Below are 23,915 nucleotides of genomic sequence, written 5' to 3' on the forward strand. Positions count from 1 at the left end.
CTGACAGACGGGGACTGTCACACTTATTTGTTAGCGTCGATGTCTTTAAATCAGGGAGATCTATCGATGAAGTTCGCACCGAAATTTCTGCTCGCTGCACTGTGCATTGGCCTCGCCGGCCAGGCCTTCGCTACGGATTTGAAGCACTGGCCAGCCGATCAGGCCAAGGCGCTGGATGCGATGATCGCGGCCAACGCCAACAAAGGTAACTACGCGGTGTTCGACATGGACAACACCAGTTACCGCTACGACCTCGAAGAATCGCTGCTGCCGTTCATGGAAAACAAGGGCCTGATCACCCGCGAGAAACTCGATCCCTCCCTGAAACTGATTCCGTTCAAGGACACCGCCGACCATAAGGAAAGCCTGTTCAGCTATTACTACCGCCTCTGCGAACTCGACGACATGGTTTGCTACCCATGGGTCGCCCAGGTGTTCTCCGGTTTCACCCTGCAAGAGCTCAAAGGTTATGTCGACGAGTTGATGGCGTCCGGCAAACCGGTGCCGGCTACTTATTACGAAGGCGACGTGGTCAAGAAGCTCGACGTCAACCCGCCGAAAGTCTTCACCGGTCAAACCGAGCTGTACAACAAGCTGATGGAGAACGGCATCGAGGTCTACGTGATGACCGCCGCATCTGAAGAGCTGGTGCGTATGGTCGCCTCCGATCCGAAGTACGGCTACAACGTCAAACCGCAAAACGTGATCGGCGTGAGCCTGCTGCTCAAGGATCAAAAGTCCGGCGAGTTGACCACGGCCCGCAAGCAGATCACCGCTGGCAAATATGACGAGAAGGCCAACCTGGGCCTGGAACTGACCCCGTACCTGTGGACCCCGGCGACCTGGATGGCCGGTAAACACGCGGCGATCCTGACCTACATCGATGAATGGAAAAAACCGGTACTGGTCGGCGGCGACACCCCGAGCAGCGACGGTTACATGCTGTTCCACGATGTTGACGTGGCCAAGGGCGGCATCCACTTGTGGGTCAACCGCAAGGACAAATACATGACCCAGATTAACGGCATGATGGCCAAACACGCTGCGGCCCAGGCCAAGGAAGGGCTGCCGGTGACGGCGGATAAGAACTGGGTGATCGTGACACCGGCAGAAATTCAGTAACCGCAACACCGATCAACTGTAGGAGCCGGCTTGCTGACGATAGCGGACTTTCAGACGAAGAATTTGCCGGCTGACACACCGCTATCGCCAGCAAGCCGGCTCCTACAGGGGTTTGCGTATAACGCAGATCAAACGACCGGCAAAAAAATGCCCCGCACTTGGCGGGGCATTTTTATTTCTGCGACTGACGCTTACAGCCCGTCAAGCATCGCCTTGTTACGCACAGCACCCTTGTCGGCGCTGGTCGCCAGCAGGGCGTAGGCTTTCAGTGCGGTGGTCACTTTACGTGGACGTTTCTCCACCGGCTTCCAGCCTTTCTGATCCTGCTCGGCACGGCGGCCGGCCAGTTCTTCATCGCTGACCAACAGGTTGATCGAGCGGTTCGGAATGTCGATCAGCACTTTGTCGCCGTCCTGCACCAGACCAATCGCGCCACCGGCAGCGGCTTCCGGCGAAGCGTGGCCGATGGACAGGCCCGAAGTGCCGCCGGAGAAACGGCCGTCGGTGAGCAGGGCGCAGGCTTTGCCCAGGCCTTTGGATTTCAGGTACGACGTCGGGTACAGCATTTCCTGCATGCCCGGGCCGCCTTTCGGGCCTTCGTAACGGATGATCACGATGTCGCCGGCCTTCACTTCGTCCGCGAGGATGCCGCGTACGGCGCTGTCCTGGCTTTCGAAGATTTTAGCGTTGCCTTCGAACACGTGGATCGACTCGTCGACGCCAGCGGTTTTCACTACGCAGCCGTCCAGCGCGATGTTGCCGTAGAGAACGGCCAGGCCGCCTTCTTTCGAGTAGGCGTGTTCGACACTGCGGATGCAGCCGTTTTCACGGTCGTCGTCCAGGGTTTCCCAACGGGTCGACTGGCTGAATGCGGTTTGCGTCGGGATGCCTGCCGGGCCGGCCTTGAAGAAGTGATGCACGGCTTCGTCGTCGGTCTGGGTGATGTCCCACTTGGCGATGCCTTCGGCCAGGGTCTTGCTGTGCACGGTCGGCAGGTCGGTGTGCAGCAGGCCGCCACGGGCCAGCGAACCGAGGATGCTGAAGATCCCGCCGGCGCGGTGTACGTCTTCCATGTGGTACTTCTGGATGTTCGGTGCGACCTTGCACAGTTGCGGTACGTGACGGGAAAGACGGTCGATGTCGCGCAGGTCGAAATCGATCTCGGCTTCCTGGGCGGCGGCCAGCAAGTGCAGGATGGTGTTAGTGGAACCGCCCATGGCGATGTCCAGGGTCATGGCGTTTTCGAACGCCTTGAAGTTGGCGATGTTGCGCGGCAATACCGACTCGTCGTTCTCGCCGTAGTAACGCTTGCACAGCTCGACGATGGTGCGCCCGGCCTGCAGGAACAGCTGCTCGCGGTCGCTGTGGGTGGCGAGGGTCGAACCGTTGCCCGGCAAGGCCAGGCCCAACGCTTCAACCAGGCAGTTCATCGAGTTGGCGGTGAACATGCCGGAGCACGAACCGCAAGTCGGGCAGGCGCTACGCTCGTACTCGGCAACCTTCTCGTCAGAAGCGCTGGAGTCGGCGGCGATCACCATGGCGTCGACGAGGTCGAGACCGTGGCTGGCCAGTTTGGTCTTGCCGGCTTCCATCGGGCCGCCGGAGACGAAGATCACCGGGATGTTCAGGCGCAGGGCGGCCATCAACATGCCTGGGGTGATCTTGTCGCAGTTGGAGATGCAGACGATGGCGTCGGCGCAGTGGGCGTTGACCATGTACTCGACGGAGTCGGCGATGATCTCGCGGCTCGGCAGCGAATACAGCATGCCGTCGTGGCCCATGGCGATGCCGTCATCCACGGCGATGGTGTTGAATTCTTTCGCTACACCGCCGGCGCGTTCGATTTCGCGGGCGACCAGTTGGCCCAGGTCCTTGAGGTGGACGTGGCCCGGTACGAACTGGGTGAACGAGTTGGCAATGGCGATGATCGGCTTTTTGAAGTCGTCATCTTTCATCCCCGTGGCGCGCCACAATGCGCGGGCACCGGCCATGTTGCGACCGTGGGTGGATGTTTTCGAGCGGTAATCAGGCATGAAGCACTCCGGGCGGCTAATCAGGTATCAAAAGGGAAGTGAGCTTCTATTGACGTCTGGAACACTCAGAAATGGCCGTGTGTCCGGAAGTTGCCGATAACTTTGCGGGATCGCCGCGCGCTTCAGCTTGAGCTCATAAACCCGCCGGGGGATGACTGGCGATGAATGTCGCGATTCTACACGGCTGGCGGCTGGAGGGAATGCCGGGAAGCGCTGATCCGGCGCCGGTGGCGTGCGCCGGATGACGACCGGCGCAAATCAACTCGCGTTCAGTGCCAGATTGCGCTGCATGATCAGCGCGTTCAAACCCAGGCCCGCGGCGCTAAGGATCAGGAAACACAAGGCGAGCGCCGTGGTGAGGTCTTCGGACGCGAGATTGATCACCACGCTGATCACGCCGCCGCACATGAAGATCATCACGCCGCCGACCGAGGAGGACGTACCGGCATCCTGTGGGTAGAGGGTCATGGCTTTGGAATTGGCGATAGGCCGGGCAATGGTGGTGCCGGCCGTGCAGATGAGCATGGGGATCAGCACCGCAGCGGCCGTCAGCCCGAATTGATTCGCCAGCCACAACATGACCAGCCCCGACAATGCGATCAGGCCGAGGCCGATCACTATCTGTGAATTGGCTGGCAGCCGGCGATGCAATGCGCTGGCAACTATCCCGCCGAACACATAAGCCACGCCATACAGCAACAATGTCCAGGCGAATTCGTAGGGCGTGAGTGCCAGGCGCTCCATGAAAATGATCGGCGACATGACGATGAATGAAAAATGGCAGGCGAAGGCCAGGGCCGAAATCAACCAGTAACCCATGAAGCGAAAATCCGCGCATAGCCGCCAGTAGGCACTGAAAAAGTGACCGGGCGCGGCATTGCGACTGCGCGGGGTTTCCTTGAGGAGCACGCCAGCCCTTATCCAGACGAAGACCGCCAGCGCGATAAAGACATAGAAGCTGCCATGCCAGTCCAGATGCATCTGCAACCAGGTTCCAAGCAGCGGCGATATGGAAATGAACACGCCGCCGCCGGTGGTCATCCAGATCCTCATCCGTTCCTGTTCCTTGCCGACGAACAGATCCTGAATCAGTGCCTGTGACAGCACAAAGGACCCGCAACCCACGGCCTGAATGACGCGAAATACCAGGAACCAGCCGTATTCGCTTGAAAGCAGACAACCCGTTGCACCGATGATCGAGATGGCGATGCCAGTCAGCAAAAGGGTTTTGCGCCCCCACAAGTCCGACAGCGGTCCGACCAGCACCACGGATAGCCCAAGGCCAATGGCAAACAGGCTGACCGAAAGGGCAATGTCGGACGCAGAGGTCAGGAAGTAATCAGAGAGCGCGGGAAAGGACGGGAGCACCACGTCCAGCGGGAAAACACCCAGTAGCGTCATCGTCATCAATAGCAGGATGAGCGACGATTTTTTCGCGGTATGCGGGGAAGGGTTCATCAACAACGCTCTCGATCCGTGAGGGGTAGCCGAGAGTCGACTTGATGAATAGGGAAGTCAATGCAGGAGGTATGGGACTGTTCTCAGACCGTTGTAGGAGCGAGCCTGCTCGCGAAAAACGAGCAGGCTGCGGGGGGTGTCAGGCAGCCAGCGTTATCGTTGACGACCATCGCGAGCAGGGCTCGCTCCTACAGTAGTTCCGAGCGGTTAGCTATTCGGCAGCAACCGGCAGGTGATGCTTTTGATGTAGCGGGTTTCAGCAATCGCCGGGTGTACCGGATGATCCGGACCCTGACCGCCACGTTCCAGCATCTGGATGTTGCGATCCAGGTGGCGGGCGCTGGTGAGCAGGATGTTCTGCAGGTCATCTTCCGGCAGGTGCATCGAGCAGGATGCGCTGACCAGGATGCCGTCTTTGGTGAGCAGGCGCATGGCTTGCTCGTTGAGGCGACGGTAGGCGCCTTCGCCATTTTTCATGTCCTTCTTGCGTTTGATGAACGCCGGCGGGTCGGCCACGATCACGTCGAAACGCTCTTCGCTGGCTTTGAGCTCTTTCAGGGCATCAAACACATCGCCTTCGAGGCAGGTGATTTTCTCGGCGACGCCGTTGAGAGCGGCGTTGCGCTCGACGCCGTCGAGGGCGAAGGCCGACGCGTCGACGCAGAACACTTCACTGGCGCCGAATGCTGCGGCTTGCACGCCCCAGCCGCCGATGTAGCTGTACAGGTCGAGGACGCGTTTGCCTTTGGCGTACGGGGCGAGGCGTGCGCGGTTCATGCGGTGGTCATAGAACCAGCCGGTTTTCTGGCCCTGGATGACCGGGGCTTCGAATTTCACGCCGTTCTCTTCCAGCGCGACCCACTCCGGCACCAGGCCGAACACGGTTTCAACGTAGCGGTTGAGGCCTTCGGCGTCGCGGGCCGCGGAGTCGTTCTTGAACAGAATGCCGCTTGGCTTGAGCACTTGGGTCAGTGCTGCGATCACGTCATCTTTATGCGCTTCCATGGTCGCCGAAGCGATCTGCACCACGAGGATGTCGCCGAAACGGTCGACCACCAGGCCTGGCAGCAGGTCGGAATCGCCGTAGACCAGGCGATAGAACGGCTTGTCGAACAGGCGATCACGCAGGGACAGGGCGACGTTCAAGCGATGCACCAGCAGCGATTTGTCCAGCGGCAACTTGACGTCGCGCGACAGCAGACGGGCGCAGATCAGGTTGTTCGGGCTCATGGCGACGATGCCCAGCAGCTTGCCGCCGGCGGCTTCGAGGATCGCCTGATCGCCGGCCTTGAAGCCGTGCAACGGGGTGGCGGCCACGTCGATTTCGTTGCTGTAGACCCACAAGTGGCCGTTCCGCAGGCGACGGTCGGCGTTGGCTTTGAGGCGCAGGCTAGGCAGGGACATGACGTCGCTCCGGAAAAAAGAGCGGGAGTATAGCGTGTTGAGGGTGGCGGCGGGCCGGGTGGGCGATGAAACGCTGATGACGCCTTCGCGGGCAAGCCTCGCTCCTACAGGGGGACGCATTCCAAATGTAGGAGCGAGGCTTGCCCGCGAAGGCAATTTCAAATGCTCCACGGAAATGAAACTTTGGCCGATGTTGCCCGCCGGTGTGTCGGATCCAACTTTATAAAGGTTAGAATCGGCGCCTGTCCCAGAGTGTGTACTTATGTCCCAAGAGCTGACCACCGAACAGATCCAACAGTCCCTGCAAGGCATCAGCGTGCCGGCCCAGCCGCAGATCATGGTGGATCTGCAGATGGAGCAGTACATGCCCGACCCGGATCTGGAAGTGATCGCCAAGCTGATCTCCCAGGACCCGGGCCTCTCTGGCGCCCTGCTGAAAATCGTCAACTCGCCGTATTACGGCTTGAGCAACAAGATCGCCTCGATCCAGCGTGCGGTGAATCTGCTGGGCAGCCGTTCGATCATCAACCTGATCAACGCGCAGTCGATCAAGGGTGAAATGAACGATGACACCATCGTTACCCTGAATCGTTTCTGGGACACCGCTCAAGACGTGGCGATGACCTGCCTGACCCTGGCCAAGCGCATTGGCGTCCAGGCCGGCGATGAAGCGTATGCCCTGGGCCTGTTCCACGACTGCGGCGTGCCGCTGATGCTGCAACGCTTCCCGGACTACATGACCACGCTGGAAGAAGCCTACGCCAGCGCCAGTGCCGAATGCCGCGTGGTGGACACGGAAAATCGGGTGTTCAATACCAACCATGCGGTGGTCGGTTATTACACGGCCAAATCCTGGCGCCTGCCGGAGCATGTGAGCACGGCGATCGCCAATCACCACAATGCGCTGGCGATTTTCAGCGATGAGTCCTCGCGCAACAGCCAGCTGAAAAACCTGTTGGCGATCCTGAAAATGGCCGAGCATATTTGTGCGTCCTACCGGGTACTGGGAAACCAGAACGAGGACCATGAATGGAACACCATCGCGCCGCTGGTACTCGATTACGTAGGCCTCTCGGACTACGACTTCGAAACCCTAAAACAAACGATTCGCGACCTCGGCACTCACCGCTGAGTGCCGTCAGCGCCTGATTCGAGAGCACCATGCCTGAACTGCCGGAAGTCGAAACCACCCGCCGCGGTATTGCGCCGTACCTGGAAGGCCAACGCGTCAGCCGGGTGATCGTGCGTGACCGTCGCCTGCGCTGGCCGATCCCTGAAGACCTGGATGTGCGGCTCTCCGGCCAGCGTATCGTGCTGGTGGAGCGGCGCGCCAAGTACCTGCTGATCAACGCCGAAGTCGGCACGCTGATCAGCCACTTGGGCATGTCGGGCAATCTGCGCCTTGTGGAAGTCGGCCTGCCGGCCGCCAAGCATGAGCATGTGGATATCGAGCTGGAATCGGGCCTGGCCCTGCGTTACACGGACCCGCGACGGTTCGGCGCGATGCTCTGGAGCCTCGATCCGCTCAACCATGAGTTGCTGATTCGCCTGGGGCCGGAACCGTTGACCGACCTGTTCGACGGCGAGCGCTTGTTCCAGCAGTCTCGCGGGCGTTCGATGGCGGTCAAACCGTTCATCATGGACAACGCCGTGGTGGTCGGTGTGGGCAATATCTACGCGACCGAAGCGCTGTTTGCGGCCGGTATCGACCCGCGCCGTGAGGCCAAGAGCATTTCCCGGGCGCGCTATTTGAAATTGGCGATCGAGATCAAACGCATTCTGGCCGCTGCCATCGAGCGCGGCGGTACGACGTTGCGCGACTTTATCGGCGGCGACGGTCAGCCCGGTTATTTCCAGCAGGAGTTGTTCGTGTACGGCCGTGGCAGTCAGCCGTGCAAGGTCTGCGGAACAGAGCTGCGGGAAGTCAAACTTGGGCAGCGCGCCAGCGTCTTTTGCCCGCGCTGTCAGAGCTGATATTCCTGCGGTCTATAGTCAGTGTTCTCACTGCCTATTCGAAGGACCGTGCCATGAACCTGTTCCGAACCCTTGCCGTGGTTTTGCTGCTGAGTGCCGGTGCGCCAGCGCTGGCAGCAAGTACCGGCAGCGGTGACCCGCGCTACACCATCCAGAATCCCCCGGCGTACGCCATGCTCGGCGACTTGCTGATTGCCCGACCCTTGCTGGTCGTGGCAACGGTGATTGGCGCGGGGGCATTTGTGGTGTCGTTGCCGTTTACCGCGCTGGGCGGCAATGTCGGCGACGCGGGACAGGCGTTGGTGATCGACCCGGCGAAAGCGGCGTTCGTAAGGTGTCTGGGGTGTATCGGGGAAGGGTTTGAGCAGCGGGAGTGAAGCCTGAAAGCTTCGCGGGCAAGCCTCGCTCCTACAGAAGCAGCGCTAACGTTGTAGGAGCGAGGCTTGCCCGCGAAGGCGTCCTCACAGACGCCTCATGGCTCACGCCTTACCGGTAATCTTCCGGTACTTCTCCATCAACTGCTCTTCAGTCTCCGGATGCGCTTCGTCCAGTGGAATGCAATCCACCGGGCACACCTGCTGGCACTGAGGTTCGTCGTAGTGGCCGACACACTGGGTGCACAGGTTCGGGTCGATCACGTAGATCTCTTCGCCTTGGGAAATGGCGGCGTTCGGGCACTCGGGTTCGCAGACGTCGCAGTTGATGCAATCGTCGGTGATGATCAGGGACATGCTAACTCCAGCCGGGGCGGCAGGCCCGGGCGCTAAAAACCAATGCGCAATTGTGCCGCATTGGAGAGCGCAGTGCACGCGGGCGCGACGTTCTGTAGGAGCCGGCTTGCTGGCGATAGCAACACCGCGGTCAGTCTGAGACACCGCAGCGGTCCTATCGCCAGCAAGCCGGCTCCTACAGTCGGTATTATTTTTTAAATCGAAGTGTCAGGGCGTCCGCCACCGCAGGGTGGACGAATTTGGTGATATCGCCGCCCAACGCCGCGATTTCACGGACCAGCGTCGAGGAAATGAACGAATAACGCTCGGACGGTGTAAGAAACAGACTTTCCACATCCGGTGCCAACTGACGGTTCATGTTGGCCAGCTGAAATTCGTATTCGAAGTCCGAGACCGCGCGCAAACCACGCAGGAACACGTTGGCATTCTTCTCTTTGGCGAAGTGCGCCAACAGCGTCGAAAAGCCGACGACTTCAACGTTCGGCAGATGTTTAGTGACCTCGCGGGCCAGCTCCACACGCTGTTCCAGGGGAAACAACGGGTTTTTCTTCGGGCTGGCGGCGACGGCGATGATCACATGATCGAACAGGCGCGCGGCGCGTTCGACCAGATCGCCATGGCCCTTGGTAATAGGGTCGAAGGTACCTGGGTACAACACTCGGTTCATCGCGTCGTCCTGGCGGGAGTCCGTTGGGGAGTCGGATGGTATCGCAGCCTTCCCGGTCGGCCAAGTCGCCTGTTGGGTAAGAAAGCACTATAGACGATAGGAATATTCGCTCTTTTCATGGGTTTTTCAAACGTTCGGTCAACGAAGTCGCCAGTTGCGCCGTCAGTCCGTAGACCGACAATTGCGGGTTTGCGCCAATGCTGGTGGGGAACAGCGAGCCGTCGTGGATCGACAGGTTGCTGAGCTGATGATGCCGGCCGAGGCTGTCGGTCACGGCGTTTTTCGGGTCTTCGCCCATGGCGCAACCGCCCATCACATGGGCACTGCCCAAGCGTGTGCGATACAACTCAAGGCTCAGGCCGTCGATCAGCGTGCGCGCCTCGGCCAGGGTTTTCACATAGCGCGCATCGGCGTGCATCGGCATCACGGCGTTGGCGCCACCGGCGAACTGGATCTCGGCCATGCTGTGGAAGGCGCGGCGCAAACCGTCCCAGGCGTAGGGTGAAACCTGATAATCGAGCACTGGCGTGTTGTCGCCGCGCAATTCGACGCTGCCACCGGGGCTGTCCGGGTGAAAGCCATCGCGCAGCAATGCCAGCATGGCGTGGGTATGCGGCAGGTTTTCCATGTGTCGGGCGCTTTCCTGGCCAAAACCGCCGAGCAATGTGGCCGCCAGCGCCGGGTGCAGGGGGGGCACTTCGAGTTTGTAGGCCATCGGACCGGTGGTGCCGTCCTTCCATTGGAAATGGTCGGAATAGATCGACTGCGGCGCCCCGTAGAATGGGTTGATCACCTCGTCGAACAGCCCGGCGGACATGTTCACCAAATGCAAGAAGGTGCGCTTGCCCAGACGTTTGTGCGGATCGGGCGCGTCGGAGCGCAACAGCAACGCGGGGCTGTTGATACCGCCGCCGGCCAGCACGTAATGCCGCGCCTTGACCGTAATCGTCTTGCCCGTGGGCGCAACGCAACGATCATCCATCGCCACGCATTGCAGGCCGGTGACCTTGCCGTCCTTGATCATCAGTTTCTCGGCGCGGGCCAGGTAAAGCAGTTCGCCACCCTTTTCCAGGGTTGCCGGGATCGTCGTGACCATCATCGATTGCTTGGCGTTGGTCGGGCAGCCCATGCCGCAGTAGCCAAGGTTCCAGCAGCCGCGCACGTTGCGCGGGATTACGTGCCAGCTGTAGCCGAGCTGCTCGCAGCCTTTGCGAATCACGTCGTTGTTGGCGTTCGGCGGGACCATCCAGGGTGCGACGCCCAGACGTTTCTCCATTTTCTCGAACCATGGCGCCATCTCGGCCGGGCTGTGGCCTTTGACGTTGTGCTCCCTGGCCCAGTGTTCGAGCGTCGGCTCCGGCGTGCGGAAACTTGAGGTCCAGTTGATCAACGTGGTGCCGCCCACTGCGCGGCCCTGAAGGATGGTGATCGCGCCGTCCTTGCTCATGCGGCCGATGCCTTCCTGATAGAGGCTGGTGTAGGCCTGGTCTTCAAGCATCTTGAAGTCGCTGCTGGTCTTGAGCGGGCCTTCTTCGATCAGCAAGACCTTGTAGCCGGCGGCGCTGAGGATTTCAGCGGTGGTGCCGCCGCCCGCGCCGCTGCCGATGATCGCCACGTCCGCTTCGAGGGTCAGGTCCTGGGTCAGTTGCGAGCCGTTGTGGGTTTTCCAGCCACGGGCCATGCCTTCGCGGAACGGATCGGGTACGGGCATATTCGGGTTCTCTTGTTTTTATATTGAGAAATGTGTCGTTCATCAGATCGCCTTCGCGGGCAAGCCTCGCTCCTACACGGGGAGCGCGATCCCTGTAGGAGCGAGGCTTGCCCGCGAAGGGGTCAACTCGGTCTTAAACCGTCGGCGGCCCGGGATACCCACAATGCGCCCACGACTCAGCCCGGCTGTACCACGCCATCATCACCAGTTGCAGCAACGAGCTATGCCCCATGCGCAACAGACTCAACGAGCTGTTTTCCCAGCGATCAAGAAAGTGCCGGATCTCATCGGCACTGGCGTTTTCCCAGCTGCCCCAGATCCCGGTCAACGGCCCACGCGTCACGGCCATCCCCAGCACATCGAACAATTGCCGAGTGAGCTTGAGCATTTCCGGCGACAGGTGATTGAGGCCGTTATCCAGGCAGTGCAGGGTCTGGTCGAGCGCCATCGGCATTTTCCCGGCGACCACTGCGCCATCGAGCATCACCGGAATCAGCGCCCGCAAAAACAACAGATCGCCGCTGCGCAGGATCGCGAAACCGCTGGCCGGGATGCTCGACGAACACCCGCTGAGGCTCGCGCCGAGTCCGGCCGTGGCCAGGAACGCGCTCGCGCCAAGGCTGAATTTAAGCAGGCCGCGCCGTGACAGCGCGGGTGTATCGGACAGGCTTGGGCTCATTATTGTTATTACCCGGCGGTGAAGGTCGTTAGCGGATAAACAGCTTCTGGATCAGTTTCTGAATGGTTTTTCCGTACGGCGGGTAGATCAGTTTCGCCGCGTTGAAACGCTGTTTGATCAGCACACCTTTGGCCTTGCTGAACGTCAGGAAGCCTTCGTGACCGTGATAATGGCCCATGCCCGAGGGGCCGATGCCGCCGAAGGGCATGTCGTCCTGCGCGACGTGCAGCAACGTGTCGTTCAGGCACACGCCTCCGGAATGGGTTTCATGCAAGACGCGGTTTTGTTCGCGCTTGTCGTAGCCGAAGTAATACAGGGCAAGTGGGCGAGGGCGACTATTGATGTAGGCAAACGCTTCATCCAGATCCTTGTAGGGAACGATCGGCAGCAGCGGACCGAAGATTTCGTCCTGCATCACCATCATCTCGTCGGTGACGTTCAGCAGCAGGCTGTGGCTCATGCGTCGGCCCTGGCCCTGGTCGAACAGCGGAATCAGCAGCGCGCCCTTGCTGGTGGCGTCGCTGATGTAGCCGTTGAGCCGGGACAGTTGTCGGTCATTGATGATCGCGGTGTAGTCCGGGTTGTCAGCCAATGTCGGATAAAATCCGCGAACCGCCTGACGGTAGGCTTCGATGAAAGAACCCACGCGGTCTTCCGGCACCATTACGTAGTCCGGGGCGACGCAGGTTTGCCCGGCGTTGAGCGTCTTGCCGAACGCAATACGTTCGGCGGCGTCCTTCAACGGCACATCACGAGAGACGATGGCCGGGGACTTGCCGCCCAGTTCCAGCGTTACCGGCGTCAGGTTCTCGGCTGCCGCGCGCATCACGTGTTTGCCGATGCTGGTGGCGCCGGTGAACAGCAGGTGATCAAAACGCAGGCGGGAGAACGCCACGCCGATATCGGCCTCGCCGAGCACCACGCAAACCAGGTCTTCGGGGAAGATCCGGCCCAGCAATTCCTTGAGCAACAGACCGGTGGCGGGGGTCGATTCGCTGAGTTTGAGCATCACCCGATTGCCCGCCGACAACGCGCCAACCAAAGGGCCGATGGCCAGAAACAGCGGGTAATTCCACGGCACGATCACCCCGACCACGCCCAGCGGCTGATAAACGACTTTCGCCGAGGCCGGCTGAAAGGCCACGCCGACCTTGCGTCGTGAAGGTTTCATCCAGCCTTTGAGGTGCTGACTGGCATAGTGAATGCCGTGCAGGCTGGGCATCAGTTCGGCGAGCAGGGTTTCATCGGCGCTGCGGTGGCTGAAGTCCTGGTTGATCGCATCGATCAGGGCCTGACGTTCATTGCTCAACAAATCGCGCAGGGCTTTGAGCCATTGAAGTCGCTGGGCGGCGGGCGGCATCGGGTTGGCGGCATAGGCTGCGCGCTGGTCGTCGAAGCGGTTTTGAAGTTCCTCCAGGGGCTGCTGCAGGTTCTGCAGGTAGGCGATGTCAGCAGTCATGGTCGGCTCCGGATTTATTGTAGTGAGGAACTTTTTAGAGTCTATGCTCTAGAAAGTCAAATGAGATCCTGACATCGCGTTGTTTTATCCGCTCGCGGTTAGGTCGTAAGATGCCCCTCAACGCACTCTGAATTAAAGCTCAAGCCATGGCCCCTCGGATCAAAACCAGCGAGCGCATCGTGCAGAACAGCCTGGAGCTGTTCAACCAGCAGGGTGAGCGCAGCATCAGCACCAACCACATTGCGGCCCACATGGACATTTCTCCGGGCAACCTCTACTACCACTTCCCCAACAAGCAGGCGATCATCGCCGTGTTGTTCAGTGAGTACGAAAGCCTGGTGGACAGCTTTTTGCGCCCGCCCCAGGGGCGCGCCGCGACGGTTGAAGACAAGCGCTTCTACCTTCAGGAGTTGCTGGCGGCGATGTGGCGCTACCGGTTTTTGCATCGTGATCTCGAGCACTTGCTCGACAGCGATCCGGAACTCGCCGCCCGTTATCGGCGCTTTTCCCAGCGCTGCCTGATCTATGGCACGCACATCTACGCGGGATTCGTCGAGGCCGGCATCCTGTCCATGGATAAGGTGCAGATTGAATCCCTGACGCTCAATGCGTGGATCATCCTCACATCCTGGGTGCGTTTCCTGTGCACCACGCGGGAAAATTCCAATCACCTGAGCGAGCAGGCGATCAAGCGCGGCGTGTATCAGGTGCTGGTGCTGGAGGCCGGTTTCGTCACTGATCAGTCTCGCGATGCGGTGAACGCGCTGTACGAGGAGTTTTACGTGCCGCTGGCCCAGGCGCTGGAAGAAGTGCAGTAGGATTCAAAATCGACCATCTCACAGGAGCCCGTTATGCCCATTGCGCAACTGATCAGCCCGCAAGCACTGGACCTGAAAAAGGACCAGCCGGGGTTGGTGATTCTTGATTGTCGTTTTGCCCTCGAAGACCCGGACTACGGCCAGCGCAGCTATGCCGAAGGGCACATTGCCGGGTCGAGCTTCGCCGATCTTGAGCGTGATTTGAGCGGGGCGGTGGTCAAGGGCCTGACCGGGCGTCATCCGTTGCCGCAACCTGTGGACTTGATCGAACGCCTGCAAGCCTGGGGCATCAATGCCGACAGCGATGTAGTTTTGTACGACGACGGCCCCGGTGCCTACGCGGCGCGGGCGTGGTGGTTGCTGGCCTGGCTGGGCAAGCGTGACGGCGTGTTTATCCTCGATGGCGGGCTCAAGGCCTGGCACGCGGCGGGTTTGCCCTTGAGCCTTGATGCGCCCGGTATTGAACGTGGCACCTTCGCGGGAACGCCGGACAATACGCTGCTGTTGAGCGCCGAACAGCTTCAGCACCGTCTCGGCCAGCCCGATTTGACCTTGCTCGATGCCCGCGCCTTGCCGCGCTTCAAGGGTGAAGTGGAGCCGATCGACCCGGTTGCCGGGCACATTCCCGGCGCGCAATGTGCGGCGTTCACCGACAACCTGGGCAGCGACGCGCGTTTTCTGCCGGCCGATCAGCTCAAGCAGCGCTTTGCCGCGAAACTCGGTCAACGTTCGCCGACCGATCTGGTGGCGTATTGCGGTTCCGGCGTGACGGCGTGCCATAACCTGTTCGCCTTGTGCCTCGCGGGATATCCGTTGGGTTCGTTGTATGCCGGCTCGTGGAGCGAATGGATCAACGACCCCGCGCGTGGCATCGCCACCGGCGAATAAACACAAATCCCTGTAGGAGCCGGCTTGCCGGCGATAAGGACGCCACGGTGTTTCAGACAGACCGCGTTGCCCCAATCGCCAGCAAGCCGGCTCCTACAGAAGTGCTCTGCGATACGCCCCCGGCCCCACCCCGTAAACCTGCTTGAACTGTCGACTCAGATGACTCTGGTCGGCAAACCCCAGTTGCGTCGCCACTTCCAACGGCAAACAGCCGCCCTGCAACAACGCCCGCGCCCGAGCGATGCGCTGCTGCATCAACCAGGTGTGCGGTGGCATGCCGGTGGCGCTGCGGAACACCCGGGCGAAATGAAAGGGCGACAGATTGACCGCTGCCGCGAGTTCTTCCAGTGACGGCGGCGCCGCCAATTGCGCTTGCAGCAGTTCCTTGGCCTGCGTCACCGCCCGGTGTTCCTTGCCGGGTTTGCCGGCATCCGGAACGGCGGCGTGACGTTGCAGCAGCGACAACATCATCTCTCGCCAGGCGGTCTGCTGTTGCAGGGCGGTGGAGGGCGTTTCGAGCAGGCGATGCAGTTGGCAGAAGCCCTTCACCAGGTCCGGATCGCGATACAGCGTGGCGCCAAATGCTGGCAAGTTGTGGGTCGGCAGTTCCAGCTCATCGAGCAGTGACAGAATCTGCCCGCTGTCGGGATAAAACGCCCGGTACAACCAACCGTCTTCCGTGCCTTTGTGGCCGGTGTGCAACTCGTCGGGGTTGATCAAAACGAGCGTGCCGCTGCCCGCCAAGTGTTCGGCGCCGCGATAGCGGTAACGCTGGGCGCCGGCCATGATCATGCCGATCACGTAACCGTCATGCACATGCGGGGCGAAACGGTGTTCGATGTAGCGTGCGGACAACAACTCGACCCCGGCCAAAGGCGCCGTTTGCCAGAAACGGATCGACTCGCCCTGATCGATGTCCATCGGTTTACCCGCGACCTGCAGCGGCCAGCCATTGCGGGATGCGCCGTTCCAGGTAGTAACCCGGCTGCCGGAACGAGCCATCGACGAAGCCGACATGCCCACCCTTGGCTTGCAGTTCGAATTGAGTGCTGGCGGACAGTTCCTCGGCTTGCGGCAGGCTGTGAGGAAATACGAACGGGTCGTCGGCGGCCTGAATGATCAGCGTCGGCGTGCGGATTTCGCCCAGAAAGTAGCGGCTAGAGGCGCGGCGATAGTAATCCTGCGCATCGGTGAAGCCGTGCAACGGCGCGGTCACCCGGCCATCGAAGTCCCAGAACGTGCGCATGTTTTCCAGCGAACCCAGCGCGGCCAATTCCGCCAGGCCATCCTCGCGCCCGTCATGCTGAAACTGCCGCTGCTTGTTCTTGATGTAGGCGACCATTTCGCGCATGAAGTGCGCCTGATACACCTTCGAGAAACCCTGGCCGATGCGGTCGGCGCACTGATCGAGCCGGAACGGCACCGACACCGCCACGGCGCCCAGCACGCCACTGTCGCTGCCGGTCTCGCCCAAGTGTTTGAGCAAAACGTTGCCGCCGAGGGAATAACCGACCGCATACAGCGGTGCGAGTGGTCGCTTGGCCCGCAGGTGCTTGATGGTTTCGGCCAAATCTTCGCTGGCGCCGGAATGGTAGCTGCGCGGCAACAGATTCGGTTCGCCGGAGCAACCGCGCCAGTTCAGCGCGACGCTGGCCCAGCCTTGGTCGCCCAAGGCTTTTTGCACGCCGGCCACGTACGGCGAATTGGAAGACCCGGTCAGGCCATGCAACACCAGCACCAGCGGTGCATCGGCGCTGTGTGGGCCGTGCCAGTCCAGGTCAAGAAAGTCGCCATCTTCGAGCCACAAGCGTTCGCGTTCGCGCTCGATGTGCGTGGTTTTGCGCCAAAGCGGTCCCCACAAGGTCTGCAAGTGCGGGTTGCCGAGGCCAAAGGCAGGGGTGAAGCGTTCTGACGGAAAAGACACGATTGCTCTCGATGCAGCGGTGCGCAACCTGTGCGCACCTTTTCAGGCCGGTCGGTTAACCGGCGATCTCTGCCATACGTTGCCACAACGAGTAGTAGACGCGCCCGGATTTCTGCTCACGGTGCAGGCGCCAGTTGGCCGGCAGGCCAAGCGTCGAGGGGGCGGTTTCGCTTTCGGTGTACACCCATGCATCGTCCGCCAGCCATTGGCGCTCTTCGAGCAGCGTGCAAACGGCGGGCAGCAGGTTTTGGTTGAACGGCGGGTCGAGGAAAACCACGTCGTAAGCGCTCGCGGTCTGGGTCTCCAGATAGCGCAAAGCATCGGCCGTCTGAATCTGGCCTGTGGTGCAGCGCAGGGTGCCCAGATGTTCCTTGATGCTTGAGACCGCGATATTGCTGGCGTCCAGCGCCTGGCCCATCGCCGCACCACGGGACAGCGCCTCAAGGAACAGCGCACCGCTGCCGGCGAATGGATCAAGTACCTTGGCACCGGCGATGTAAGGCGCGAGCCAATTGAACAGGGTTTCACGCACCCGGTCCGGTGTCGGGCGCAGGCCCGGAGCATCGGGGAAACTCAGCTTTCGGCTGCCCCATTCACCGCCGATGATGCGCAGTTGGTTCACGCCGTTGTGCACGTTGTGAACAGGTTTTTTAGGACGAGTGGCCATTAATGCTCCGGAACCCCGAGCGGCTGCTCGGCAGGTTTATCAGTAGGGGCCGGTAACGGCTTTTGCGGCACGGTCGGGCCAGCGCTGACGATGACCATTTTATCCGTGCTCAGGTGTTTGTTCAGTGCGGTTTTGACTTGTTCCACAGTCAGGCTCTGGGACTGCTGCATGAAGTCCTCCAGATAGCTCAACGGCAGATTGTAGAAACCCATCGCGCCGAGCTGTCCGACGATGTCGGCGTTGCTGGCGGTGGACAGCGGGAAGCTGCCGGCCAGTTCACGCTTGGCGTCATCGAGTTCTTTTTCGGTCGGGCCGGTTTTAAGGTAGTCGGCGAGCACGTCCTGCACCAGTTTCAGCGTGCCTTCGCTCATCTCGGCGCGGGTTTGCAGGTTGATCATGAACGGGCCACGCGCCTGCATCGGGGTGAAACCCGAATACACGCCGTACGTCAGGCCGCGCTTCTCGCGCACTTCACTCATCAAGCGGGTGCCGAAGCCACCGCCGCCGAGGATCTGGTTGCCCATGGACAGGGCTGCGTAATCCGGATCGTCACGGTCGATGCCCAGTTGCGCAAGCATCAGGTTGGTCTGCTTGGACGGAAACTCGATGTGGCCGATGCTGGCTTTCGGTTCTTCAGGTTGCGGCAGTTTCGCCAGCGCCGGGCCTTTTGGCAGCGCACTGGAGACTTGCGCAGCAATCGCCTCGGCTTCGGCGCGGGACAGGTCCCCCACCAGCGCTATCACCACGTTGCCGGCGGCGTAGGCTTTTTCATGGAACGTCTTCAACTGAGCCAGGGTGATGGCTGGTACGGTTTTCGCCGTGCCATCGCTGGAATGCGCGTACGGGTGATCGCCGTACAAGCGGTTCATCAGCTCGATACTGGCCAGTTTGCCGGGGTTCTGTTTCTGGTATTCGAAGCCGGCGAGCATCTGGTTCTTGATGCGCGCAAACGAATCGGCGGGGAAGGTCGGTTTGCCGACAACTTCGGAGAACAGCTTCAACGCAGGCTCGCGTTTGTCGGCGGCACTGAGGCTGCGCAGCGACGCCAGCGCCATGTCCTTGAACGCACCGTTGCCAAAGTCGGCGCCCAGGCCTTCGAAGCCTTGAGCGATAGCGCCGACATCTTTGCCGGCCACACCTTCGTTGAGCATCGCATTGGTCAGCACGGCCAAGCCCGGCGCATCGCCGTCCTGGCTGCTGCCGGCGGCGAAGATCAGGCGCATGTCGAACATAGGCAGCTCGCGGGCTTCAACGAACAGCACCTTGGCGCCTTCGGCGGTGTTCCAGGTTTGCACGTTGAGCGAGCGGCGGCTCGGTGCCTTGCCGTCGAGTTCGGCCAGCGATTGCAGTTTCTGGCTGGACTTGGCCTTGTCGAGGGCTTCGCTGGCGCTGGAATGGTCGGTCTTCAGGAAATAGAAGGCAGCGGAGCCAATCAATGCGACAGCGACCAGGCCGATCAGGGCCAGACGTGGTTTTTTACGCTCACTCATGAGTCGTCTCCAGTGGCAGGACATGGGCGACGCTGAGACGTTCGCGGGTGAAATACAGCTTGGCGGCTTTCTGGATGTCTTCTGGCGTGACGCTTTCCAGTTCAGCCAGTTCGGTGTCCATCAGCTTCCAGGACAGGCCGACGGTTTCCAGTTGGCCGATAGCGGTGGCCTGGCTGGTGATCGAGTCGCGCTCGTAAACCAGGCCGGCGATTACTTGAGCCCGCACGCGCTCCAGCTCTTCGGCGGACGGCGCGGTGGTTTTCAGCTGTTCGAGCAGCTTCCACAAACCGGCTTCGGCCTGGGCCATGGTTTTGTTTTTCTGGGTGTTCGGCGATGCCGACAGGGTGAACAGGCTGTCGCCGCGAGTGTAGGCGTCGTAGCTCGACGAACCGCCGGACACCAGCTCTTCGCCGCGCTCCAGTTGCGTCGGGATGCGTCCGCTGTAGCCGCCGTCGAGCAGGGCCGAGATCAGGCGCAAGGCGTTGACCGAACGCTTGTCTTCGGCAGTGGCGATGCTCGGCACGTTGAAGCCCAGCATCAGGCTCGGCAGTTGGGTCTGCACGTGCAGCGTAATCTGCCGTTCGCCGGGCTCGGCCAGTTCGACCGGTTTTTTCGCCGGTGGCACGTCGCGTTTGGCGATCGGGCCGAAGTAGCGCTGGGCCAGGGTTTTCACTTCGTCCGGGGTAACGTCACCGACCACCACCAGCGTGGCGTTGTTCGGCACGTACCAGGATTGGTACCAGTGGCGCAGCTCTTCGACTTTCATGCGGTCCAGGTCAGCCATCCAGCCGATGGTCGGCGTGTGGTAACCGCTGGCCGGGTAGGCCATGGCCTTGAAGCGTTCGTAGGCCTTGGACATCGGCTTGTCGTCAGTGCGCAGGCGACGTTCTTCTTTAATGACTTCGATCTCGCGGGCGAACTCGTCGGCCGGCAGGCGCAGGCTGGCCATGCGGTCGGCTTCGAGTTCGAAGGCCACGCCCAGGCGGTCGCGGGCCAGCACCTGATAGTAGGCGGTGAAGTCGTCGCTGGTGAACGCATTCTCTTCGGCGCCAAGGTCACGCAGGATCAGCGAGGCTTCGCCGGGACCGACTTTCTCGCTGCCCTTGAACATCATGTGTTCCAGGGCGTGGGACAAACCGGTCTGCCCCGGCGTCTCGTAGCTGGAGCCGACCTTGTACCAGACCTGGGAAACCACCACCGGCGCGCGATGGTCTTCGCGCACGATGACCTTCAGGCCATTGTCGAGGGTGAATTCGTGGGTGGGTTGCGGATCGGCAGCAAAGACTGAAAGTGGCAGACAAACTGTGCTGAGCAGCAGGCCTGCAGCGCGGCGGGCTAGAGCATTCATTCGTTTTTAAACCTGTTGAGCTGCCCGCTTGGTCTTAGCGTCGGCGGGCGAGAGGGTGCTAGGATACTGATCCGTTTTACTGGCGGCCACGCCTATCAGGCCTTTGCGTTTGATCAGGTTGTATGGGTTTGCGGCAGAAGGTTGGAATTTATCAACTAAACTCTGCTTTTTCGCCGATTTTGCCGCGTTAGTCCTTCGTGAAATCGTTTCTGTGAGGTGCCACTTGCACCTCTACAAAATGTTGCGCGTGAACAAGCTGGGTCAATCGCAGTCTGTTCTGCATCGAATATTTATTTGCCGAGGCGCCCTTTGGCGCGTCGCTACCGTGAGATAGCCGTCCTCCATGTTTGGTTCCAACGACGACAAGAAAGCCCCAGCTGCGGCTGGCGAGAAGAAAAGCCTGTTCGGATGGCTGCGCAAAAAGCCGCAGGAAACCGTCGTCGAACAGCCACAGCCCATTCCTGAGCCGGTACCTGCACCGGTAATAGATGAAGCGCCGGCACCGGTTGTCCTGCCGATCGCCGAGCCGGTGTTGCAAACGGTGGTTGAGGCGCAACCTGACGTCATGGCTGAACAGCCGCCGACGCCTGCCGCCGAGCCGTGGCTGACCTTGCCGGTAGCGGAAGAGCCGGTATCGTTGGTCGAAGACGAACTGGCGCCGCACATTACGCCGCCGATTCCAGCGCCGAGTGCGTTTTCTCCTGCGCCCGTTCAGGTGCCAGTGATTGAGCCAGTTGTTGTGGCCGAACCTGCGCCGGTTATTCCTGAGCCTGTGATTCCAGCCTTTGTTGCGCCGGCTGCTCCAGTTGTTCAAGCACCAGTGCCTGCGCCGGTCGTTGCACCCGTCGCCCCCATTGCCGCCGCGCCCGTCGTGCCGGTCGAAACACCCGCCGAGCCTGTGCGTACCGAAGAAACCAAAGCCGGTTTTTTCGCCCGCCTCAAGCAAGGCCTGTCCAAGACCAGCGCCAGCATTGGCGAAGGCATGGCGAGCCTGTTCCTTGGCAAGAAGATCATCGATGACGAGCTGCTCGAAGACATCGAAACCCGTCTGCTGACCGCCGACGTGGGCGTTGAAGCGACTTCGGTGATCATCCAGCGCCTGACCCAAAAGGTTGCCCGCAAAGAGCTGGCCGACGCCGACGCGCTGTACAAGTCCCTGCAGGCTGAACTGGCGGCGATGCTCAAGCCGGTCGAGCAACCACTGAAAATCACCTCGCAGAACAAGCCGTTCGTGATCCTGGTCGTGGGCGTCAACGGCGCCGGCAAGACCACCACCATCGGCAAGCTGGCGAAGAAGCTGCAACTCGAAGGCAAGAAAGTCATGCTGGCGGCGGGCGACACCTTCCGCGCCGCCGCAGTCGAGCAATTGCAGGTCTGGGGCGAGCGCAACAAGATTCCGGTGATCGCCCAGCACACCGGCGCCGACTCGGCTTCGGTGATCTTCGACGCTGTGCAAGCCGCCAAGGCCCGCGGCATTGACGTGTTGATCGCCGACACCGCCGGTCGCCTGCACACCAAAGACAATTTGATGGAAGAGTTGAAGAAGGTTCGCCGGGTCATCGGCAAGCTCGACGCCGACGCGCCGCACGAAGTGCTGCTGGTGCTCGACGCCGGCACCGGGCAGAACGCGATCAACCAGGCCAAGCAATTCAACCAGACCGTCGAACTGACCGGCCTGGCGCTGACCAAGCTCGACGGTACCGCCAAGGGTGGGGTGATTTTCGCCCTGGCCAAGCAGTTCGGCTTGCCGATTCGCTACATCGGCGTCGGTGAAGGCATCGATGACTTGCGTACCTTTGAAGCAGAACCCTTTGTCCAGGCACTGTTTGCCGAGCGGGAGCGTTCATGATTCGTTTCGAACAGGTCGGTAAACGCTACCCGAACGGTCACGTCGGCTTGCATGAGCTGAGCTTTCGAGTCCGTCGGGGCGAATTCTTGTTTGTAACCGGCCATTCCGGCGCCGGTAAAAGCACCTTGTTGCGCCTGCTGCTGGCCATGGAGCGTCCGACCACCGGCAAATTGCTGCTGGCCGGTCAGGACCTCGGCACCATCAGCAACGCGCAGATTCCTTACCTGCGTCGGCAGATCGGCGTGGTGTTCCAGAACCACCAGTTGCTGTTCGATCGCACGGTGTTCAACAACGTGGCCCTGCCGTTGCAGATTCTTGGTTTGTCCAAGGCCGAAATCGCCAAACGTGTGGATTCGGCACTGGAGCGCGTGGCACTGTCGGACAAAACCGATCTGTACCCCGGCGATCTGTCCACCGGCCAGCAACAGCGCGTAGGTATCGCCCGCGCCATCGTTCACCGCCCGGCCTTGCTGCTGGCGGATGAGCCGACCGGTAACCTCGACCCGCGCCTGGCGGCCGAGATCATGGGCGTGTTCGAAGACATCAACCGTCTGGGCACCAGCGTGCTGATCGCCAGTCACGACCTGGCCCTGATCGCGCGCATGCGTCACCGCATGCTGACTCTGCAACGCGGCCGACTGATCGGTGACGGGGAGGCTGGGGAATGAGTGCGACACGCAGCCCTAAAGTTTCCGAACGCGTGGCGCCGAAAGCCGCCGATCCGCAACCGCAGAAGAAAAAACACGACGATGACGACGGTCCGGACTTCGCCACGCTGTTCCGCGCCTGGATAGAAAGCCATCGCGCCAGTCTGCTGGACAGTCTGCGGCGCCTGGGCAAGCATCCCATCGGCAGTTTCTTCACCTGCATGGTGATGGCGGTGGCCCTGAGTTTGCCGATGGGCCTGTCACTTCTGCTAAGTAACGTCGAACGTCTCGGCGGTTCCTGGCAGCGCGCGGCGCAGATTTCCCTGTACCTGCAACTTGAGGTCAGCCCGGCTGAAGGCGAATCGTTGCGCGATCAGATCAAAGGCATTCGGGGCGTAGCTGATGCCGAATATGTCGGTCGTGATCAGGCGCTGGAAGAGTTTCAGCAACAGTCCGGCCTGGGCGAAGCGTTGAAGGAACTGCCGGAAAACCCGCTGCCAGGCGTGGTGCTGGTGACACCGAACGAAGTCGACAAGCCCGCGCTTGAAGCATTACGACAAAAACTTTCCGAGCTGCCGAAGGTACAACAGGCGCAACTTGATCTAGTCTGGGTCGAGCGTCTGGCAGCCATCCTCAAGCTGGGTGACCGTTTTGTCTTCGGTCTGACCGTGCTTCTGATTTCTGCATTACTTTTGGTGATAGGCAATACCATTCGTCTTCATATTGAAAACCGCCGCACAGAGATAGAAGTGATTAAACTCGTCGGCGGCACTGACAGCTATGTGCGCAGGCCCTTTCTATATATGGGCGCGTTGTATGGCTTCGGTGCGGGGATACTTTCCTGGGGCGTATTGGCGTTTGGCCTGAACTGGCTGAACGAGGCTGTGGTTGGACTGGCCGGTTTGTATGGCAGTAATTTTGCGCTGGCCGGAGTGCCAGTTGCCGACGGTCTGTCTCTCTTGCTTGGCGCGGTGCTGTTAGGGTATATCGGTGCATGGATTGCAGTCGCACGCCACCTGAGGGAGCTTGCGCCTAAGTAGTATCAT

Annotated in this window: 22 protein-coding genes; 9 read left to right on the forward strand and 13 right to left on the reverse strand. The window is 60.8% G+C overall.

Going from position 1 to position 23,915, the window contains the following annotated elements; translation table 11 throughout:
- The first annotated feature begins 66 nt into the window (after window positions 1-66).
- Window positions 67-1,122: a hypothetical protein gene (locus IB254_RS05540; RefSeq protein ID WP_008026105.1), complete on the forward strand. Its 1,056-nt coding sequence runs from the start codon at window positions 67-69 to the stop codon at window positions 1,120-1,122.
- A gap of 191 nt (window positions 1,123-1,313) precedes the next feature.
- Here the strand turns inward: IB254_RS05540 and ilvD are convergent, their stop codons facing one another.
- The 3 genes from ilvD to IB254_RS05555 form a co-directional block, all read right to left on the reverse strand.
- The gene (gene ilvD, locus IB254_RS05545) at window positions 1,314-3,155 is read right to left on the reverse strand and encodes a dihydroxy-acid dehydratase (protein WP_008040782.1); all 1,842 of its coding nucleotides are present in this window, start codon (window positions 3,153-3,155) and stop codon (window positions 1,314-1,316) included.
- A 258-nt stretch (window positions 3,156-3,413) separates the two neighbouring features.
- Window positions 3,414-4,613 (reverse strand): MFS transporter, encoded by a 1,200-nt coding sequence (locus IB254_RS05550; RefSeq protein WP_192416700.1) that lies wholly within the window; start codon window positions 4,611-4,613, stop codon window positions 3,414-3,416.
- Window positions 4,614-4,820: 207 nt separating this feature from the next.
- Window positions 4,821-6,017, reverse strand: a complete 1,197-nt coding sequence (locus tag IB254_RS05555) for a class I SAM-dependent rRNA methyltransferase (protein ID WP_192416701.1) — start codon at window positions 6,015-6,017, stop codon at window positions 4,821-4,823.
- Window positions 6,018-6,333: 316 nt separating this feature from the next.
- Here IB254_RS05555 and IB254_RS05560 point away from each other — a divergent pair, with 316 nt between their 5' ends.
- The 3 genes from IB254_RS05560 to IB254_RS05570 are packed head-to-tail and all read left to right on the forward strand — an operon-like array spanning window position 6,334 to window position 8,368.
- Window positions 6,334-7,149, forward strand: a complete 816-nt coding sequence (locus tag IB254_RS05560; protein ID WP_192227639.1) for an HDOD domain-containing protein — start codon at window positions 6,334-6,336, stop codon at window positions 7,147-7,149.
- 29 nt (window positions 7,150-7,178) lie between these two features.
- On the forward strand, window positions 7,179-7,991 hold the full coding sequence (gene mutM / locus IB254_RS05565) for a bifunctional DNA-formamidopyrimidine glycosylase/DNA-(apurinic or apyrimidinic site) lyase (RefSeq protein WP_008026119.1): 813 nt from the start codon (window positions 7,179-7,181) through the stop codon (window positions 7,989-7,991).
- Between the two features lie 53 nt (window positions 7,992-8,044).
- Window positions 8,045-8,368, forward strand: coding sequence for a multidrug transporter (locus tag IB254_RS05570; RefSeq protein WP_192416702.1), 324 nt, complete (start codon window positions 8,045-8,047; stop codon window positions 8,366-8,368).
- A gap of 102 nt (window positions 8,369-8,470) precedes the next feature.
- Here IB254_RS05570 and IB254_RS05575 read toward each other — a convergent pair whose 3' ends face one another.
- The 5 genes from IB254_RS05575 to IB254_RS05595 form a co-directional block, all read right to left on the reverse strand.
- Window positions 8,471-8,722 carry a YfhL family 4Fe-4S dicluster ferredoxin gene (locus tag IB254_RS05575; protein WP_003195146.1) on the reverse strand — a complete coding sequence of 84 codons (252 nt, stop codon included), beginning with the start codon at window positions 8,720-8,722 and terminating at the stop codon, window positions 8,471-8,473.
- 187 nt (window positions 8,723-8,909) lie between these two features.
- Complete coding sequence (gene coaD / locus IB254_RS05580) at window positions 8,910-9,389, reverse strand: pantetheine-phosphate adenylyltransferase (protein ID WP_003177462.1); 480 nt, start codon at window positions 9,387-9,389, stop codon at window positions 8,910-8,912.
- Between the two features lie 115 nt (window positions 9,390-9,504).
- The gene (locus IB254_RS05585; protein ID WP_192416703.1) at window positions 9,505-11,100 is read right to left on the reverse strand and encodes a GMC family oxidoreductase; all 1,596 of its coding nucleotides are present in this window, start codon (window positions 11,098-11,100) and stop codon (window positions 9,505-9,507) included.
- A gap of 133 nt (window positions 11,101-11,233) precedes the next feature.
- Window positions 11,234-11,779: a twin-arginine translocation pathway signal protein gene (locus IB254_RS05590; RefSeq protein ID WP_192416704.1), complete on the reverse strand. Its 546-nt coding sequence runs from the start codon at window positions 11,777-11,779 to the stop codon at window positions 11,234-11,236.
- A gap of 28 nt (window positions 11,780-11,807) precedes the next feature.
- A complete protein-coding gene (locus tag IB254_RS05595) occupies window positions 11,808-13,238 on the reverse strand; it encodes a coniferyl aldehyde dehydrogenase (RefSeq protein ID WP_192416705.1) in 1,431 nt (476 codons plus the stop codon).
- 146 nt (window positions 13,239-13,384) lie between these two features.
- Here IB254_RS05595 and IB254_RS05600 point away from each other — a divergent pair, with 146 nt between their 5' ends.
- Both IB254_RS05600 and IB254_RS05605 read left to right on the forward strand, forming a co-directional pair.
- Complete coding sequence (locus tag IB254_RS05600) at window positions 13,385-14,056, forward strand: TetR/AcrR family transcriptional regulator (protein WP_008026133.1); 672 nt, start codon at window positions 13,385-13,387, stop codon at window positions 14,054-14,056.
- Window positions 14,057-14,089: 33 nt separating this feature from the next.
- Window positions 14,090-14,944 (forward strand): sulfurtransferase, encoded by an 855-nt coding sequence (locus tag IB254_RS05605; RefSeq protein WP_192416706.1) that lies wholly within the window; start codon window positions 14,090-14,092, stop codon window positions 14,942-14,944.
- Between the two features lie 93 nt (window positions 14,945-15,037).
- Here the strand turns inward: IB254_RS05605 and IB254_RS05610 are convergent, their stop codons facing one another.
- From IB254_RS05610 to IB254_RS05630, 5 genes are read right to left on the reverse strand one after another with little or no spacing between them, the layout of a single operon-like run.
- Entirely contained in the window at window positions 15,038-15,865 is an 828-nt protein-coding gene (locus IB254_RS05610) for an AraC family transcriptional regulator (protein WP_192416707.1), read from the reverse strand.
- Window positions 15,866-15,869: 4 nt separating this feature from the next.
- Entirely contained in the window at window positions 15,870-16,868 is a 999-nt protein-coding gene (locus IB254_RS05615) for a hydrolase (RefSeq protein WP_008026140.1), read from the reverse strand.
- Window positions 16,869-16,923: 55 nt separating this feature from the next.
- Window positions 16,924-17,535, reverse strand: a complete 612-nt coding sequence (gene rsmD / locus IB254_RS05620) for a 16S rRNA (guanine(966)-N(2))-methyltransferase RsmD (RefSeq protein ID WP_192416708.1) — start codon at window positions 17,533-17,535, stop codon at window positions 16,924-16,926.
- Window positions 17,535-19,025, reverse strand: coding sequence for a M16 family metallopeptidase (locus tag IB254_RS05625; RefSeq protein WP_192416709.1), 1,491 nt, complete (start codon window positions 19,023-19,025; stop codon window positions 17,535-17,537). Before IB254_RS05625 ends, rsmD begins: the two co-directional genes overlap by 1 nt.
- On the reverse strand, window positions 19,018-20,373 hold the full coding sequence (locus tag IB254_RS05630; RefSeq protein ID WP_008040793.1) for a M16 family metallopeptidase: 1,356 nt from the start codon (window positions 20,371-20,373) through the stop codon (window positions 19,018-19,020). Before IB254_RS05630 ends, IB254_RS05625 begins: the two co-directional genes overlap by 8 nt.
- 343 nt (window positions 20,374-20,716) lie before the next feature.
- Here IB254_RS05630 and ftsY point away from each other — a divergent pair, with 343 nt between their 5' ends.
- From ftsY to ftsX, 3 genes are read left to right on the forward strand one after another with little or no spacing between them, the layout of a single operon-like run.
- A complete protein-coding gene (gene ftsY, locus IB254_RS05635; protein ID WP_192416710.1) occupies window positions 20,717-22,222 on the forward strand; it encodes a signal recognition particle-docking protein FtsY in 1,506 nt (501 codons plus the stop codon).
- The gene (gene ftsE / locus IB254_RS05640) at window positions 22,219-22,890 is read left to right on the forward strand and encodes a cell division ATP-binding protein FtsE (RefSeq protein ID WP_008026149.1); all 672 of its coding nucleotides are present in this window, start codon (window positions 22,219-22,221) and stop codon (window positions 22,888-22,890) included. Before ftsY ends, ftsE begins: the two co-directional genes overlap by 4 nt.
- Entirely contained in the window at window positions 22,887-23,909 is a 1,023-nt protein-coding gene (ftsX, locus tag IB254_RS05645; protein WP_008026150.1) for a permease-like cell division protein FtsX, read from the forward strand. Before ftsE ends, ftsX begins: the two co-directional genes overlap by 4 nt.
- Window positions 23,910-23,915: the final 6 nt, after the last annotated feature.

It is taken from the genome of Pseudomonas sp. PDM03, assembly GCF_014852385.1.
In the GTDB taxonomy this organism is placed as follows: domain Bacteria; phylum Pseudomonadota; class Gammaproteobacteria; order Pseudomonadales; family Pseudomonadaceae; genus Aquipseudomonas; species Aquipseudomonas migulae.

Bases quoted from the DNA above. Each gene is read 5' to 3' on its own strand.
- IB254_RS05540 (WP_008026105.1), top strand. From the start codon at position 67: ATGAAGTTCGCACCGAAATTTCTGCTCGCTGCACTGTGCATTGGCCTC.
- ilvD (WP_008040782.1), bottom strand. From the start codon at position 3,155: ATGCCTGATTACCGCTCGAAAACATCCACCCACGGTCGCAACATGGCC.
- IB254_RS05550 (WP_192416700.1), bottom strand. From the start codon at position 4,613: ATGAACCCTTCCCCGCATACCGCGAAAAAATCGTCGCTCATCCTGCTA.
- IB254_RS05555 (WP_192416701.1), bottom strand. From the start codon at position 6,017: ATGTCCCTGCCTAGCCTGCGCCTCAAAGCCAACGCCGACCGTCGCCTG.
- mutM (WP_008026119.1), top strand. From the start codon at position 7,179: ATGCCTGAACTGCCGGAAGTCGAAACCACCCGCCGCGGTATTGCGCCG.
- IB254_RS05570 (WP_192416702.1), top strand. From the start codon at position 8,045: ATGAACCTGTTCCGAACCCTTGCCGTGGTTTTGCTGCTGAGTGCCGGT.
- IB254_RS05575 (WP_003195146.1), bottom strand. From the start codon at position 8,722: ATGTCCCTGATCATCACCGACGATTGCATCAACTGCGACGTCTGCGAA.
- coaD (WP_003177462.1), bottom strand. From the start codon at position 9,389: ATGAACCGAGTGTTGTACCCAGGTACCTTCGACCCTATTACCAAGGGC.
- IB254_RS05585 (WP_192416703.1), bottom strand. From the start codon at position 11,100: ATGCCCGTACCCGATCCGTTCCGCGAAGGCATGGCCCGTGGCTGGAAA.
- IB254_RS05590 (WP_192416704.1), bottom strand. From the start codon at position 11,779: ATGAGCCCAAGCCTGTCCGATACACCCGCGCTGTCACGGCGCGGCCTG.
- IB254_RS05595 (WP_192416705.1), bottom strand. From the start codon at position 13,238: ATGACTGCTGACATCGCCTACCTGCAGAACCTGCAGCAGCCCCTGGAG.
- IB254_RS05600 (WP_008026133.1), top strand. From the start codon at position 13,385: ATGGCCCCTCGGATCAAAACCAGCGAGCGCATCGTGCAGAACAGCCTG.
- IB254_RS05605 (WP_192416706.1), top strand. From the start codon at position 14,090: ATGCCCATTGCGCAACTGATCAGCCCGCAAGCACTGGACCTGAAAAAG.
- IB254_RS05610 (WP_192416707.1), bottom strand. From the start codon at position 15,865: ATGGACATCGATCAGGGCGAGTCGATCCGTTTCTGGCAAACGGCGCCT.
- rsmD (WP_192416708.1), bottom strand. From the start codon at position 17,535: ATGGCCACTCGTCCTAAAAAACCTGTTCACAACGTGCACAACGGCGTG.
- IB254_RS05625 (WP_192416709.1), bottom strand. From the start codon at position 19,025: ATGAGTGAGCGTAAAAAACCACGTCTGGCCCTGATCGGCCTGGTCGCT.
- IB254_RS05630 (WP_008040793.1), bottom strand. From the start codon at position 20,373: ATGAATGCTCTAGCCCGCCGCGCTGCAGGCCTGCTGCTCAGCACAGTT.
- ftsY (WP_192416710.1), top strand. From the start codon at position 20,717: ATGTTTGGTTCCAACGACGACAAGAAAGCCCCAGCTGCGGCTGGCGAG.
- ftsE (WP_008026149.1), top strand. From the start codon at position 22,219: ATGATTCGTTTCGAACAGGTCGGTAAACGCTACCCGAACGGTCACGTC.
- ftsX (WP_008026150.1), top strand. From the start codon at position 22,887: ATGAGTGCGACACGCAGCCCTAAAGTTTCCGAACGCGTGGCGCCGAAA.